Raw genomic sequence first — 12,834 nt, 5'->3', positions numbered from 1 at the left:
AGGTACCTATCTTCGATGCCTACCCCATAAATCGTTCGGGCGCCCATGTGACCTGAAACCGGGCAACAGCCAGCCACCACAGACAGAAGCCCTCGCGATGCACACTGCTCGCGGGGGCTTCTGCCCTCACCCCTAACCCGCTGGTGGCTGGCGCCCTCACTGATCTTCCTGGCCGTAGGCGTGGCACGCTGGGCGTACATCAGCGGTTCCAGTACGAGTTGTACCGCGGTGGTGCGTTGCTCTACGCCTCTCCGTTTCTGACGCTCAGCGAGACCCGGCGGACAAGCGACGGCTCCCTTGTGATTACCGGATCCTCCTGAAGGCTGTGGCGGCTGGGCCCGGCGTGCGTGGCGGTCGGCAGTGGGATCTACCGGTCAGGGCTGTTGGGCGCTGGTGTGCGGGTGAGGGTCTCGCTGCGCGGCAGTCCGTAAGGTTCGTGCACGGCAGACGAGAGCGAGGTGGACATCCAGGCCGCCGTCGCGGCGGAGACGCGGCTTCTCGACCCGGGCGTGCGTGCTTCGCCGGCCCAGGTCTCTGAGCTTCTGGACCCGGAGTTTCACCGAGATCGGAGCGTCTGGCAGGCGCTGGGACGCGGCATCGATCCTTACCGTGCCGAGTGCCGGGTCGGTGGACCCGAAATCGCCGGTCAAGGTCAGCGAGATGACCGGAGTCGTACTCGCTCCGGGCATCGTGCACCTGACGTACTTCACCGAGGACGGAGGACGCCGCGCCTGGCGGAGCTCCCTTTGGCGCATGACGGAAACGGGCTGGCGCATGTACTGCTCTGCAGCGCATGGTGGCGGAGCCCGGTGCAGCGCTCGAAGAGGTCGTCTATCTGTCCGCCTCAGCGGTCGTCGGCGTCGCGCGGTTCGCGCTGCTGCGCCTCCTGGCCGGGGGCCAGGGTCGGGTGGCAGCGGCAGCGGGCCTGCACGGAGGTCTTCTCGTCACTGGAGATGACGTACTCGTCTGCGCTCAGCGGTACGCCCCGCCAGGTCCGGGCGTACAGGTCAAGGATCCGCCGGGCTTTGGCGCGGAAGGCGGGGTCGCGGATGAAGATCCAGGAACGGTACTGCCAGGGCTTGAGCGCGTCCTGGCGCAGCCAACGGCGCACGGTGGACGCCGAGATGCCGTCGGTGATCCCGCGCGCTGTCAGCTCGACGGCCAGCGCTGGGCAGGACCAGCGTGACAGCGGCAGCCCGCTCTCGGCCGGGAGTTGGCAGGCCAGCGCTTTGGCCTCGGTCACCTGTACGGGAGTGAACCGCGCTGGGCGCCCGGAACGTCTGCGGTCGGTCAGAGCCGGTATGCCGCCGTGTGCGAACCGTCCGCGCCAAGTGCGCACCGAATCCACGTGCAGACGGGTGTCGGCGGCGATCTTGGCGTTTGCCCGGCCGCGTGTTGCGAGGAGGACGATAGTGGCACGCTGCCTGGTCTGGTGAGGGGTCTTGTGGCCGTAGGCCATCTTCTTGAGCCGGTGGCGTTCGGCGGCGGTCAGCACCACCGTCACGGCGGCGCGTATGGGCATGGTGAACAGACGACCTGTCGTTAAAAGGTGTCGTGCAACGTTCTGGCGGCTGTCCACCGGGGCTGCTGCCGGCGGTCTTCTGGCCTGGAGCAGCATCCGGTGGCCGGTCCCCAGGCGGAGGTTGTGGGGCACCGACGAAAGGTGTCCTTTAGCGCCGACGAAACGGTCGGCATCGTGATCACCATGCCGACCGTTTGCTGTCTGTGACGTGAGCACGACCTTTGGCGGTTCAGCTCGTGGGGGCCTGCGAGGTCACCGGCACCGGGCGGATTGGGAGTTCGGTGTGATCCTTGCCCACCACGCGTCCCGGGTGGCCGTGGGGCCGCTGTCAGGCGGAGACGTTGCCAAGGAAGTCGAGGAGAAGCGCGGACCATTCCTCGGGGCGCTCGACGAAAGGCAGGTGCCCCGTGGAGAGCTCGGCGTACTCGGCACCCGGGATCGTGTCGGCGAGTTGCCGGTGGTGATAGGGCGTGACCAGCTGGTCGAACGTGGTGGAGATGATCAGGGTCGGCACCGTGATGGCAGCCAGGTCTTCGCGGACATCAACCTGATCGATAAGCAGGTCCAGCTGCCCGAGTGTGCCGGGCGGGATCGTGGTCGCGGTGGCCTTCAGGGCGGTGTCGAGGTCGTCCTGACCGATGGCCTCCAAGGCGGGGGCGCTCAGCCCGATCAGGGACACGAACGCGGCCAGACGCTCGAGGTCGCCTGAGCGGAGCAGGTCGCGCCAGAGCCGGGCGGCCAGCAGGAACCGCGGATTGGGGTGGGCGAAGCCAGCTGTCAGGACGAGGCTGGTGACACGGTCGGGGTGGCGGGTGGCGGCGCGGATGGCGACCGGGCTGCCGAGCGAGTATCCGGCGATGGCGAAGGTGTCGACGTTTTCCTCGACGGCGGTGGCGACCAGGGCGTCGGCCAGGGCGTCCAGGGCGAGGGGGGCTTCGGCGCGGGAGGTGCGGCCGGTGCCGGGATAGTCGGGTCCCACGACGGTGTGGTGGGCGGCGAGACTCGTCAGGATAGGGCCGAAGTTAGCGTCGATGCCGCCGCCGGCGCCGTGGGCGAGCAGCAGGCCCGGGCCCGTGCCGCGCACGATGCGGCCAAGGGAGGAAGAGGGCAGAGCAGTTGAGGACATGGGGATGTCTTTCCTTCGGGTTCTCAGGGGGTTACGGGATGGAGCAGGTCATCGGGGTGCGTGGCTGAGTGCGGCCGCGCCGGGCAGCAGTGGCGGCGAGGCCGACGGCGGCGAGTGTCACCAGCGCGCCGATCCACGGCAGGTCGCCGAGTGAGGAGCCGGCGGTGACGGCTTGGCCGCCGAGGGTGGAGCCGGCTGCGACCCCGAGGTTGAACGCGGAGGCGCTGACCGCCGTGACCAGGGTGGGTGCTTCGGGGGCGGACGCCAGTGCGCGGTCTTGCAGCAACGGGATCAAGGCGGCGGCGATGACACCGAGGATGAGTACGGTGGCGGCGGCCGCCCAGCGGCTCTGGCTGGTGAGCGTGAAGGCGGCCAGCACCGTAGCGAGGCCGGCAAGCAGCGCGCACAACGCTGCCCACGGGGCGCGGTCGGCCAGGCGGCCGCCGAGGATGTTGCCGGCTACGGAGCCCAGGCCGAAGAGCGCGAGCAGCATGGTGACCCCGGAGGCGGTGAACCCGCTCACTTGGCGCAGCAGCGGGGCGATGTAGGTGTAGGTGGTGAACAGGCCGGCCTGCGCGACCACGATGATCGCCAGCACTATGGCCACTTTGGGCTTGAGCATCTCCCGGACCTCGCCGCCGGGGCGGCCATCTGTCTCCGGTGCCGCCGGACGGACCAGCACAGTGGTGGCAGTGAGGACGGCGGCGCCCAGGATGGCGATGCCGGCAAAGGTGGTACGCCAGCCGTAGTGGTCGCCGATCCAGGTACCCACTGGAGCGCCAAGGACCGTGGCGAGGTTCCAGCCCGCCGTCACCACGGCGATGGCACGCCCGCGGTGCCCTGCCGGAACCGTGGTTACCGCGATCACCAATGCCGTTGCGAAGACCGTGCTGTGCGTCAGAGCGGTCAGCGTCCTCGCCGCCGCCAAGACGCCGAACCCGGTGGCCAGCGCTGCGGCGGCGTTGCCCGCGACGAACACGCCCAGCAAGATCAGCAGCGTGCGGTGGCGTGCGATGCCCAGCATCCCCAGGGTGACCAGAGGCCCAGCGACGGTGACCACCAGGGCGTACACCGTCACCAGCACGCCGACGGTCGGCAGCGGACGGTGCAGATCCGTCGACAGCTCCGGCAGCAGGCCGACCATTACCCACTCCGCGGTGCCCACCACGAACACGCAGGCGGTCAGCAGAGCCAGTACCGCGCGCCGCCGCACCGGCGCGGGAGGGATGGCGGACATCGAGACCGCGCTGTTCATCGTCATGCGGCCGACGCTAAAGTCTCACACCAATGTGAGAGTCAACGCAGTGAGGTACAGGTCACATGCGCATGGGGGAGATGGTCCGGCGAACCGGCGTCAGCGAACGCCTGCTGCGCTACTACGAGGAACAGGGCCTGCTCCACCCGGACCGGCTCACCAGCGGCTACCGGGTCTGCAACGACGTCGACGTCGACACGGTGCGGCGCATCCGCAGCCTGCTGGCCGCCGGCCTGTCCACGACGATCATCGCCAGGATCCCGCCTTGCGTCTGCACCGACGGCTCGACCCTCACCCCCGTATGCTCTGGCACCCTCACCGAGCTACGGCGCGAGCGCGAACGCATCACTCACGCCGTGAACGAGCTGCAGGCTTCGCGAACCATGCTCGACACCGTCATCGCCGCAGCCCCGGCCACCTGAACCGCGCCCTGGGAAACGATCCACATGGGCGCGGGAAGCAATCACGGCAGCCCTTCATGTCAGTCCTGAACCCACACGCGCTCCTTCAGCGTCAACCCCCGAAGGGCTTCCGGAGCCGACCACTTAGCTTCGGGAGAACAGGGCCTGACCCACCGCGCGGCAAGCCCCGCAAGCGCGGCTTCGGCGTGGCAGCGCTCTGTGGCGAGGACCGCCAACCGCGCCCCTTTTGACCGGAATGTTACCGCCACTCTGTCCGTTTTGGTCCGTCACCCCCACCGCCATCCCACGTAACACGATCATGAATAGGGCGCTTAGGTATCCTCGTGGGCTGCGCGCCGCGACGGGCGTGGCATCGTCGTACAGATGAGCCATGTGAACAACATTGCCAGTCTTTCCGAAGGCGCCTGGATCTTCGGTCTGGTCGCCGGCTCGGCGGCCTCGCGAGCGTAGTCGGTGAGGTCTTTTGGTTGGCGGCCCGGGGCTCCGGGACGTGGATCTTTGCCTCGCCGTCGACCGGCGGCCTCTCAACAACCAGTGTGCCGGTGTCTGCCTCGGGCACGCCCCGGGGGCTTCGTGACTACGTCAACCGTTGGCGGATGCGTTGCCGTGCCCAGAGCGCCGAGATCGTGGGCACGATCGCGGGGCGTTCATCGCGGCCGGAGGCTCAGGAAACAGCCACGTTTGCGGGCGCGGTCCAGCCTGTAGCTCGGATCCACTCGACCAGGTCCAGGGTGGCCGGCTCGATCGAGCGCACCACCGCGAGGCCCGACGGGTATTCCGCTGCCTTCGCGAACTCGCGGAACATCGCCTTGTCGAGGTCGTTGGGAAGCACGCTCAACGGGAGGGCCTCGTACCGTGCCGGGAGCCCGGCGCGCGCGCCGAACGCCGCGGCGATCTGGGGGCCCGTCAGCTCGTCGCCGACGAGCTCGACGGCTCCGCCGGGCGCCTCCGCGGTGTCGAGCAGGAGCGCGGCGGCGACCCGGCCGATGTCCCTGACCGAGATCATCTTCAGGGCGACGTCCTCCGGCAGCGGCAGTCTCAGCACGATCTCCCCATGCTCCAGGCTCGGTGCCATCACGCTCGCGAAGTTCTCCATGAAGGCGGTCGCGCGAACCATCGTGGCCCTGAGGCCGGACTTCCTCAGGTGCTCCTCGATCGAGTGCTTCGAGTCGTGGTGCGGCACCCCCGACTCCCGGTCCGCTCCGAAGACCGAGTTGAACACGACGTGTGGGACGCCCGCCTCGACCGCCGCGTCAACGAGCGCGGTACCGATGCGGATCTCCGCCTCGACCTCTTCGAGGCTGTTCGCCTCCGGGGTCATGAAGTAGAACCCCTCGGCCGTCGACAGCGCGGCGGTCAGCGACGCCGGGTCGTCGGCCCGGATGGTCGCCAGCTCGACGCCGCGGGCGGCCAGCGCCTGAGCCCGGTCGGACTGCGGGTTGCGGACCAAAGCCCGCACCCGCGCCTTGTGGTCCAGCAGCGCGTCGACCACCGCCCCGCCCTGTTGCCCCGTCGCACCGAAGACTGCGATCGTGCCGGTCGTCTGTGTGCGCATCGCTGCCACCCTTCATTAGTTCATGGCGTGAACGAAATTAGTTCACGGCATGAACTTCGTCAAGGTGCCGTGTAGCGGGACCTCACGGTGTGATGGGTTGGTTCGAGGTGGGCGAAGAGAGGTCCGAGGTGTCCACGATGGCGGTGGCCACGCGCTCGAAGTCGCGCTGGTCGTCGGCGTCGAGGTTCCTCGCGATCTCGGGCAGGCGCTTGGCGACCTCGGCGTAAAGGGCCTCGGCGAGCACCTTCCCCGTGGGCGTCGCACTGAGCATGACGACCCGTCGGTCCTGCGCCGAGCTTGCCCGGCCGACCAACTCGCGCCGCGCGGTGCGATCGACCAGCTGGCTCAATGCGTTCTTGGTCATACCCAACGACGCGGCGAGGTCAGCCATCTGCCGCGGCTCGTTCCTGACTGCGCAGAGCAGCGTGGCCTGCGAGGGGGTCAGGTCGAACTCGGCGGAGATCTGCGCGTACTTGCGTTGAATCACAACCGAGAGCCAAAAGAGCTTGTCGCCATAGTCCACGCCGACCTCCCCGGTCCGATCACGAACGGTCAGCCTACTCGTCGCGGGCCGGCAGACCACGCCACTCACCAGGAGATGCACACCTCTGCGAGGCCGGCCTGGCACTCCTGCCCAACCACTTTGATCGACTTACCCTGTCCCTTCACTCTCAGTATCCGGCAAAAATTATCGACATCCTCCACTGGCCCTCGCAGCGGGCGGATCGGAACCGATGAGACGGATCAAGTACGGATCAGATCTGGTGAGAAGAGACCAGCTCAGCTGAAAACCCACACACGGAGGTTGATCCTGACCACCTCACCATGTCAGCCCGTCGGCCCCAGGCTGATTCCGAGCCGCTTTCACTCGCGTGTGGGCGTGTGCTCGGTCGATCGCCGGCCACGGGGCAGGACAGGGCTCCCTCGCCCCCGCCACGACGCAGCCGCCGTCACCTCCGCGCTCGGCGACGGCAGCGGCGAGGACGCGGCCCCGGACACCACTCGCGGCGGAACCGTCGTCGCCGCAGCTCTGTCTGCCGGTGGTGTGCCTCGGCTGACCCGGGCGTCCCTGCCGTGGGCGGGTGGCGGCACCGGCCCCGCCCAGTTATGTGGCATCCGTTTCACGAGCAGCGGTCGCGGCGTAGTCGGTCGGGGTCCGGCCGTAGTGCTTGCGGAAGGCGCGGGCGAAGTGCCCGCTGTCGGCGAACTGCCAGCGGGCGGCTATCTCCGTGACGGTCATGCGCCGGTGCGGTGCGACGAGCTCGCGGCATGCCTCCTCGAGGCGGCGGCGCCGGATGTAGCTGCTCAGCGGTCGGCCTTCCCTGGCGAAGGCCCGTTGGAGGGTACGCGGGGAGACGTTCAGCTCCCGGGCGAGAGCCGAGGGGGACAGAGCGGGTCGGTGAGCCGGCGGTCGGCCAGGTCCCGCGAGGCTTGAGCCAGGGCCGGCGACAACAGGGGCTCCACGTCGTCCAGGCCGCGCCCGGCGGCGGCCCGGGCCAACTCGGCCAGGGTGCCGCGGGCAGCGTCGACCCCCGCCGGCCCGAGACGGTCCAGCATCCGGCCCACCATGGCGGCGTGCGTCGTCAGCAGCCGCACCTCGGCGGTGTCGGCCGGACCGGAGGCCGGCCCGCCCCGTCCGGGCCGCACCTCCGCGGCGGGCAGGACGAGTACCTGCACGACGGTGTGTGGCGCCACGGAGAAGTGTGACAGCCTTCCCGTCTGTACCAGCAGGCGACCGGCCTGTGCCGTGTGCTCGACTCCTCCCGGTTCCTCGAACCGCCAGGCCCCCGGTGGACGATCCACAGGCGTACGTGATCGTCGGCCCCGACCCGTCGGCCCACCGTCCGCAGGGGGCCGCGGTCTCGAAGCGGTTGAACATCATGTCCGGCACACGGAACCCGCGGGACCGCGCCGAGAAGCCGGACACGGTCGTCCGGCGGAAGGGCGCCAGCGCGAAAGTCGGGGCCGACGACCTGTCCGACACGGGCGTGCGGGCCGAGGCGTTCCCCGCCGACGTGACCGACCGTCCCGCTCTGCACGCGGCGCTCACCGCCGCCGAGGAGCGGCTGGGACCGATCGACATCTACTGTGGAATCGCCTGACCTGCGCCAATAGCGCACTTCCTCGATCAGATCGCCCGACAAGTGGTCGATGATGGTGATGGCGGTCCTGGCCGAACCACGCCGGTCAATGAGATCAAGCGCCGCCTCGACGGCGTCGCGCACCGCGTCCTCACCCAGACCTTGGGCCGGCTCGAACGCAACGGGATGGTCGAGCGCCGCGTGCTGCCGACGTCGCCGGTCCGCGTCGAATACTCGCTGACCACCCTGGGTGAATCCCTGCGCGACCCTTCGCTCACCTCTGGGGCTGGCCGTCGCGAATGCCCCCGCGATCTAGGCGCGCCGACGCGACTACCGCCAGAGAGCCTCGCGCTGACAGACCACCAGGGGACCCGGTCCTGCATCCGGGTCACCCCCAGCGCCCCGAGACGGCATGTGGTGCGTACGCACCAGATCACGGGCATGGCTGGTCCGGGTGCACCAGGGGACGACGGTGGCCGGGGACGATGCCCGGCGGAGCGCCGCAGGGAAGGGTGGGAGGCGCGTGAATCCCACGTAATTCCTTTGCCTGGCGCGCCTAACGGTGTCTGGAGTGATCAACGGTGGCGACAATTCTTTACCGGGTCGGACGGTGGGCCTTCCGGCGGCGCCGGCTCGTGGGCGGTCTCTGGCTCGGTGCCCTGGTGGTGGCCGTGGCCGCCGCGGCCTTGGCGCCGGCCAGTGAGGACGAGGACCTCGCCATGCCCGGCACCGAGTCGCAAAAAGCGTTCGACCTGCTGGACGAGCGCTTCCCGCAGAGCAACTCCCAGGGCGCCGAAGCCCGCTTGGTGTTCCAGGCCCCGGACGGACAGAAGGTAACGGCCAGGGAGAACAGGGTAGCCGTCAAGAACACGCTCGGCTCGCTGGCCGGGGGCGGCCAGGTGGCGTCGACCACCGACCCCTACGAGACCGGCGCGGTCAGCACGGACGGCACCATCGCCTACTCCACGATCACCTACACCGCGGACGCCGTCGACCTGTCCGAGTCGACGAAGAGCACTCTCGAAGACGCCGCGAGCCGTGCCCGGGACGCGGGGCTCACCGTGGAGATCGGCGGCTCGGCCCTGGACGCGGAAGAGGAACTGGGCGGTACGACAGAGATGATCGGCGTCGCGGTCGCGGCCGTGGTGCTGATCCTCGCCCTCGGCTCGCTGGTCGCGGCCGGACTGTCGCTGCTGACCGCCTTCGTGGGCGTGGCCATCGCCTTCGGGTTGGTCTCCGCGCTGGCCGTGCCGCTGGGCCTGACGTCCACCGTCGCCATCCTGGCGCTGATGCTGGGCCTCGCCGTCGGCATCGACTACGCGCTCTTCATCACCTCCCGCTTCCGCGACGAGCGCGCCCAGGGCAGCGAACCGGAGGAGGCCGCGGGCCGGGCGGTGGGCACGGCCGGATCCGCCGTCGTCTTCGCGGGCGCGACCGTCCTGATCGCCCTGGCAGGGCTGGGCGTCGTCGGAATCCCCGAACTGACCAGGATGGGCCTGGGCGGCGCGGGCGCCGTGGCCCTGGCCGTACTCGTCGCACTGACCCTGGTCCCCGCGCTGTTCGGCTTCTTCGGCCGGCGGGTACTGTCCCGCGCCGTCCGCAAGTCCACCCGGCCGGGACGCGACCGCCCGCACCCGGCCCCCACCTCCGCCGACCGGCGGCCCGGGCTCGGCACCCGCTGGGCACGGTTCGTACTGCGCCGGCCGGTGGCCGTGCTGCTGACCGCCGGGCTCGGTCTCGGCGCCGTGGCCCTGCCGGCACTGAGCCTCGAACTCGGCCTGCCCGGCGACGAGTCCAAGTCGGTGGAGACCACCCAGCGCCGCGCCTACGACCTGCTGTCGGAAGGCTTCGGCCCCGGCTTCAACGGCCCGCTGACCATCGTCGTGGACATGTCGGCACCCGCATCCCCGGACTCCGGGGACACCCAGGCCACCACGGACCAGGTCGTCAAGGCCGTACGGGCAGTGGACGGGGTCGCGTCGGTCGGTGATGTGGTTCTCAGCCGGGCCAAGGACACGGCCGTCCTCACCGCCGTCCCGCAGACCGCGCCGAACAGCGGCAAGACCAAGGACCTGGTGCACGCGCTTCGCGGAGCGGTCCGGGGCGTCGAGTCCGCCACGGGCGCCGGCGTCCTGGTGACCGGGACCACCGCGCTGAACATCGACATCTCCGAAGCCATGTCCGACGCCCTCATCCCGTATCTGAGCGTGGTCATCGGCCTGGCGGTGCTCCTGCTGATGGTGGTCTTCCGCTCGGTCCTGGTCCCGGTGAAAGCCGCACTCGGTTTCCTGCTGTCCGTGGGCGCCGCCTTCGGCGTCCTCGTCGCCGTCTTCCAGTGGGGCTGGGGGGCGGACCTGCTCGGCATCGAGCAGACCGGACCTGTCATGTCGCTGATGCCGATTCTCGTCATCGGCATCGTGTTCGGTCTCGCCATGGATTACGAGGTCTTCCTCCTCACCCGGATGCGGGAGGCCTACGCCCATGGCGCCTCCCCCGGCGAAGCGATCGTCAGCGGTTTCCGGCACAGCGGACGTGTGGTGGCCGCGGCGGCGATCATCATGATCAGTGTGTTCGCCGGGTTCATCGGGATGAGCAGCCCGACCATCCAGACGATGGGCGTCGGTCTGGCCGCCGCCGTCGCCTTCGACGCCTTCGTCGTCCGGATGGCGATCGCCCCCGCGATCCTGGCACTGCTCGGCCACCGGGCCTGGTGGCTCCCCCGTATCCTGAACCGCGTGTTGCCGAATGTGGATATCGAGGGTGAGGCACTGAGCAAGCATGTCCCGGCCCCCGCAGCCGATGCCGACGCGCCGGTGCGGCGGCTGCCCGTCAGCCGGAGCTGAGCCGGCCATGGCGAACACGGGTGGCGGTGGCCCGCGACCACGCGGCACGTGGTGGCGGGAGACGGCGATCACGGCGACGGCGTTCGCGCTCTGCCTGCTCGGCGGCGTGGTGCAGGACGACGGCCGCACGCTGTCACCGCCGTCCGCCGCCGCCTACTTCATCGCCGTGGTGTCCTGCGCGGTTCTGCCGGTGCGACACCGGGCGCCCCTGGCCGCCATGGCGGTCACGACCGCGAGCGGCGTACTGGCTCCGCTCCTGGGCCTCCTGCTGAGCCCGCTCATCGTGGCCCCCGCCGTGATCACCGCCTACTCCTACTCGCTCGCCGCGCGCACCGAACGGCGCGCGGCGAGCGCCGTGGCGCTCATCTCCGTGGCACTGCTGGTCGCCTCGACCCCCTTGCTCGGTGCCCTCTCGTGGAAGGACGCCAGCAGGGTAGGAGCGGTGGCGGCGTTCCCGCTGGTGGCCGGCGTACTGGGTCACTCGGTGCAGAACCGACGGGCGTACCTGGCGGCCGTGGAGGAGCGGGCCTCGCGGGCCGAGAAGAGCCGGGACAGCGAGGCGCGCCGCAGAGTGGCCGAGGAACGGGTACGCATCGCACGGGAACTGCACGACCTCGTGGCCCATCAGATCACCCTGGCCAACGCGCAGGCCACGGTCGCAGCCCACCTCTTCGACACCCGCCCGGAGCAGACCCGCACGAGCCTGATGGAACTTGTCGAGACCACCCGCGACGCGCTCGACGACCTGCGGGCCACGGTAGGTCTGCTGCGTCAGTCCGGGGACGCGGCCGAGCCCGCCGAACCGGCGCCCGGGCTGTCCCGGCTTCCCACGCTCCTCGAGTCGTTCCGCCGCGCGGGTCTGGAGGTGGCGGTGGACCAGGAGGGCACGGCCAGGCCGCTGCCGCCGGGGGTCGACCTCACCGCGTACCGCATCGTCCAGGAGGCCCTGACCAACGTGACCAAGCATGCCGGTACGGTCAGCGCCCGGGTGCGCCTCGCCTGGAATCGCGACCGCGTGACCATTACCATCGCCGACGACGGAGCCGGCGCCCGTACAACGTCAACCGCCTCCACGGGATCGGCTATGTCCACGGCGGGGCACCTGGCGCCCGGTTTCGGTCTGATCGGGATGCGTGAACGTGCCACCGCGGTCGGGGGGCACCTCTCCGCGGGCAGGCGCCCCGAGGGCGGCTTCCTCGTCTCCGCCCAACTGCCCCTGCCGCCTGTCAAGGACCCGACGCGGGGAACTGACGAAGCAACAATCACCGAGGGATGGATGACCGGCGAAGCGACAGGTGACGAAAGGACGGGCGACCGGGAGACCGGGGGTACGCCGTGACGCTGCGGGTGCTGCTCGCCGACGATCAGGCCCTGCTGCGCAGCGCCTTCCGGCTACTTCTCGACAGCTCCGACGACATCACCGTGGTCGGCGAGGCCGCCGACGGCAGGGAGGCGGTGAGGCTCACCCGGGAACTGCGCCCGGACGTGGTGATCATGGACATCCGTATGCCCGAGGTGGACGGCCTCACCGCCACGTCGGAGATCTGCGCGGACCCGGAGCTGCGTGCCAGCCGCATCCTGATCCTCACCACCTACGAGACCGACGAGTACGTCGCCCAGGCGCTGCGCGCGGGGGCCGGCGGCTTCATCGGCAAGGGCATCGGCGCCGAGGACCTCCTGGACGCCGTGCGTACGATCGCCGAAGGCGACACCCTCCTGTCCCCCGCCGCGACCCGCTCCCTGGTCGCCCGTTTCCTCGCCACACCGGACGACACCCCGCCGCACCACCCCGAACAGCTCGCCGTACTCACCCCGCGCGAACGCGAGATGGTGGCTCTGGTCGCGACAGGCCTGTCCAACCAGGAGATCGCCGAACGGATGTTCCTCAGCCCCTTCACCGTCCGCGCCCACGTACAGCGCGCCATGACGAAGCTGGAGGCCCGCGACCGGGCGCAACTCGTCGTCATCGCCTACCAAACGGGCCTGGCCCGTGCCACCGACGACGGTGGCACCGACCGCCTGCCGTAGTC

Annotated in this window: 12 protein-coding genes and 2 pseudogenes; 7 read left to right on the top strand and 7 right to left on the bottom strand. The window is 70.0% G+C overall.

The window, feature by feature from the left end; genetic code table 11:
• Positions 1–464: 464 nt before the first annotated feature.
• Positions 465–780 (top strand): annotated as a pseudogene (locus tag OG379_RS38875) (DUF4440 domain-containing protein); the annotation flags it as partial.
• 64 nt (positions 781–844) lie between these two features.
• Here OG379_RS38875 and OG379_RS38870 read toward each other — a convergent pair.
• The 3 genes from OG379_RS38870 to OG379_RS38860 form a co-directional block, all read right to left on the bottom strand.
• The gene (locus OG379_RS38870) at positions 845–1,522 is read right to left on the bottom strand and encodes a helix-turn-helix domain-containing protein (RefSeq protein WP_405668140.1); all 678 of its coding nucleotides are present in this window, start codon (positions 1,520–1,522) and stop codon (positions 845–847) included.
• A gap of 328 nt (positions 1,523–1,850) precedes the next feature.
• Positions 1,851–2,648 carry an alpha/beta fold hydrolase gene (locus tag OG379_RS38865; protein ID WP_405668138.1) on the bottom strand — a complete coding sequence of 266 codons (798 nt, stop codon included), beginning with the start codon at positions 2,646–2,648 and terminating at the stop codon, positions 1,851–1,853.
• A gap of 31 nt (positions 2,649–2,679) precedes the next feature.
• Positions 2,680–3,909: an MFS transporter gene (locus tag OG379_RS38860; RefSeq protein WP_405668136.1), complete on the bottom strand. Its 1,230-nt coding sequence runs from the start codon at positions 3,907–3,909 to the stop codon at positions 2,680–2,682.
• Between the two features lie 59 nt (positions 3,910–3,968).
• Between OG379_RS38860 and OG379_RS38855 the strand changes: the two genes are divergently transcribed.
• Positions 3,969–4,325: a MerR family transcriptional regulator gene (locus tag OG379_RS38855; protein ID WP_405668134.1), complete on the top strand. Its 357-nt coding sequence runs from the start codon at positions 3,969–3,971 to the stop codon at positions 4,323–4,325.
• A 664-nt stretch (positions 4,326–4,989) separates the two neighbouring features.
• Here the strand turns inward: OG379_RS38855 and OG379_RS38850 are convergent.
• The 4 genes from OG379_RS38850 to OG379_RS38835 all read right to left on the bottom strand — a co-directional run bounded on the left by OG379_RS38850 (position 4,990) and on the right by OG379_RS38835 (position 7,575).
• Positions 4,990–5,880: an NmrA/HSCARG family protein gene (locus OG379_RS38850; RefSeq protein ID WP_405668132.1), complete on the bottom strand. Its 891-nt coding sequence runs from the start codon at positions 5,878–5,880 to the stop codon at positions 4,990–4,992.
• A gap of 82 nt (positions 5,881–5,962) precedes the next feature.
• Positions 5,963–6,403, bottom strand: a complete 441-nt coding sequence (locus tag OG379_RS38845; protein WP_405668130.1) for a MarR family winged helix-turn-helix transcriptional regulator — start codon at positions 6,401–6,403, stop codon at positions 5,963–5,965.
• Between the two features lie 582 nt (positions 6,404–6,985).
• Positions 6,986–7,243 carry a helix-turn-helix transcriptional regulator gene (locus tag OG379_RS38840; protein ID WP_405668816.1) on the bottom strand — a complete coding sequence of 86 codons (258 nt, stop codon included), beginning with the start codon at positions 7,241–7,243 and terminating at the stop codon, positions 6,986–6,988.
• Positions 7,240–7,575: a hypothetical protein gene (locus tag OG379_RS38835; RefSeq protein WP_405668858.1), complete on the bottom strand. Its 336-nt coding sequence runs from the start codon at positions 7,573–7,575 to the stop codon at positions 7,240–7,242. The genes OG379_RS38840 and OG379_RS38835 overlap by 4 nt, the downstream gene beginning before the upstream one ends.
• 95 nt (positions 7,576–7,670) lie before the next feature.
• Between OG379_RS38835 and OG379_RS38830 the strand changes: the two genes are divergently transcribed.
• The 5 genes and pseudogenes from OG379_RS38830 (at position 7,671) to OG379_RS38810 (ending at position 12,832) form a co-directional block, all read left to right on the top strand.
• Positions 7,671–7,982, top strand: a complete 312-nt coding sequence (locus tag OG379_RS38830) for a hypothetical protein (RefSeq protein ID WP_405668857.1) — start codon at positions 7,671–7,673, stop codon at positions 7,980–7,982.
• Between the two features lie 42 nt (positions 7,983–8,024).
• Positions 8,025–8,165 (top strand): annotated as a pseudogene (locus OG379_RS38825) (winged helix-turn-helix transcriptional regulator); the annotation flags it as partial.
• A gap of 377 nt (positions 8,166–8,542) precedes the next feature.
• Positions 8,543–10,804 carry an MMPL family transporter gene (locus OG379_RS38820; RefSeq protein ID WP_405668128.1) on the top strand — a complete coding sequence of 754 codons (2,262 nt, stop codon included), beginning with the start codon at positions 8,543–8,545 and terminating at the stop codon, positions 10,802–10,804.
• A 7-nt stretch (positions 10,805–10,811) separates the two neighbouring features.
• The gene (locus OG379_RS38815) at positions 10,812–12,143 is read left to right on the top strand and encodes a sensor histidine kinase (RefSeq protein ID WP_405668126.1); all 1,332 of its coding nucleotides are present in this window, start codon (positions 10,812–10,814) and stop codon (positions 12,141–12,143) included.
• Entirely contained in the window at positions 12,140–12,832 is a 693-nt protein-coding gene (locus OG379_RS38810) for a response regulator (protein WP_405668125.1), read from the top strand. The genes OG379_RS38815 and OG379_RS38810 overlap by 4 nt, the downstream gene beginning before the upstream one ends.
• The last annotated feature ends 2 nt before the right edge of the window (positions 12,833–12,834 follow it).

It is taken from the genome of Streptomyces sp. NBC_01166 (assembly GCF_045039765.1).
Classification (GTDB): domain Bacteria; phylum Actinomycetota; class Actinomycetes; order Streptomycetales; family Streptomycetaceae; genus Streptomyces.
Note: the sequence above shows the minus strand (reverse complement) of the source record. Positions and strands in the feature narration are given on the sequence as shown.

Excerpts from the sequence above, each read along its gene's own strand:
- OG379_RS38870 (WP_405668140.1), bottom strand. The coding sequence starts at position 1,522 with ATGCCCATACGCGCCGCCGTGACGGTGGTGCTGACCGCCGCCGAACGC.
- OG379_RS38865 (WP_405668138.1), bottom strand. The coding sequence starts at position 2,648 with ATGTCCTCAACTGCTCTGCCCTCTTCCTCCCTTGGCCGCATCGTGCGC.
- OG379_RS38860 (WP_405668136.1), bottom strand. The coding sequence starts at position 3,909 with ATGACGATGAACAGCGCGGTCTCGATGTCCGCCATCCCTCCCGCGCCG.
- OG379_RS38855 (WP_405668134.1), top strand. The coding sequence starts at position 3,969 with ATGCGCATGGGGGAGATGGTCCGGCGAACCGGCGTCAGCGAACGCCTG.
- OG379_RS38850 (WP_405668132.1), bottom strand. The coding sequence starts at position 5,880 with ATGCGCACACAGACGACCGGCACGATCGCAGTCTTCGGTGCGACGGGG.
- OG379_RS38815 (WP_405668126.1), top strand. The coding sequence starts at position 10,812 with ATGGCGAACACGGGTGGCGGTGGCCCGCGACCACGCGGCACGTGGTGG.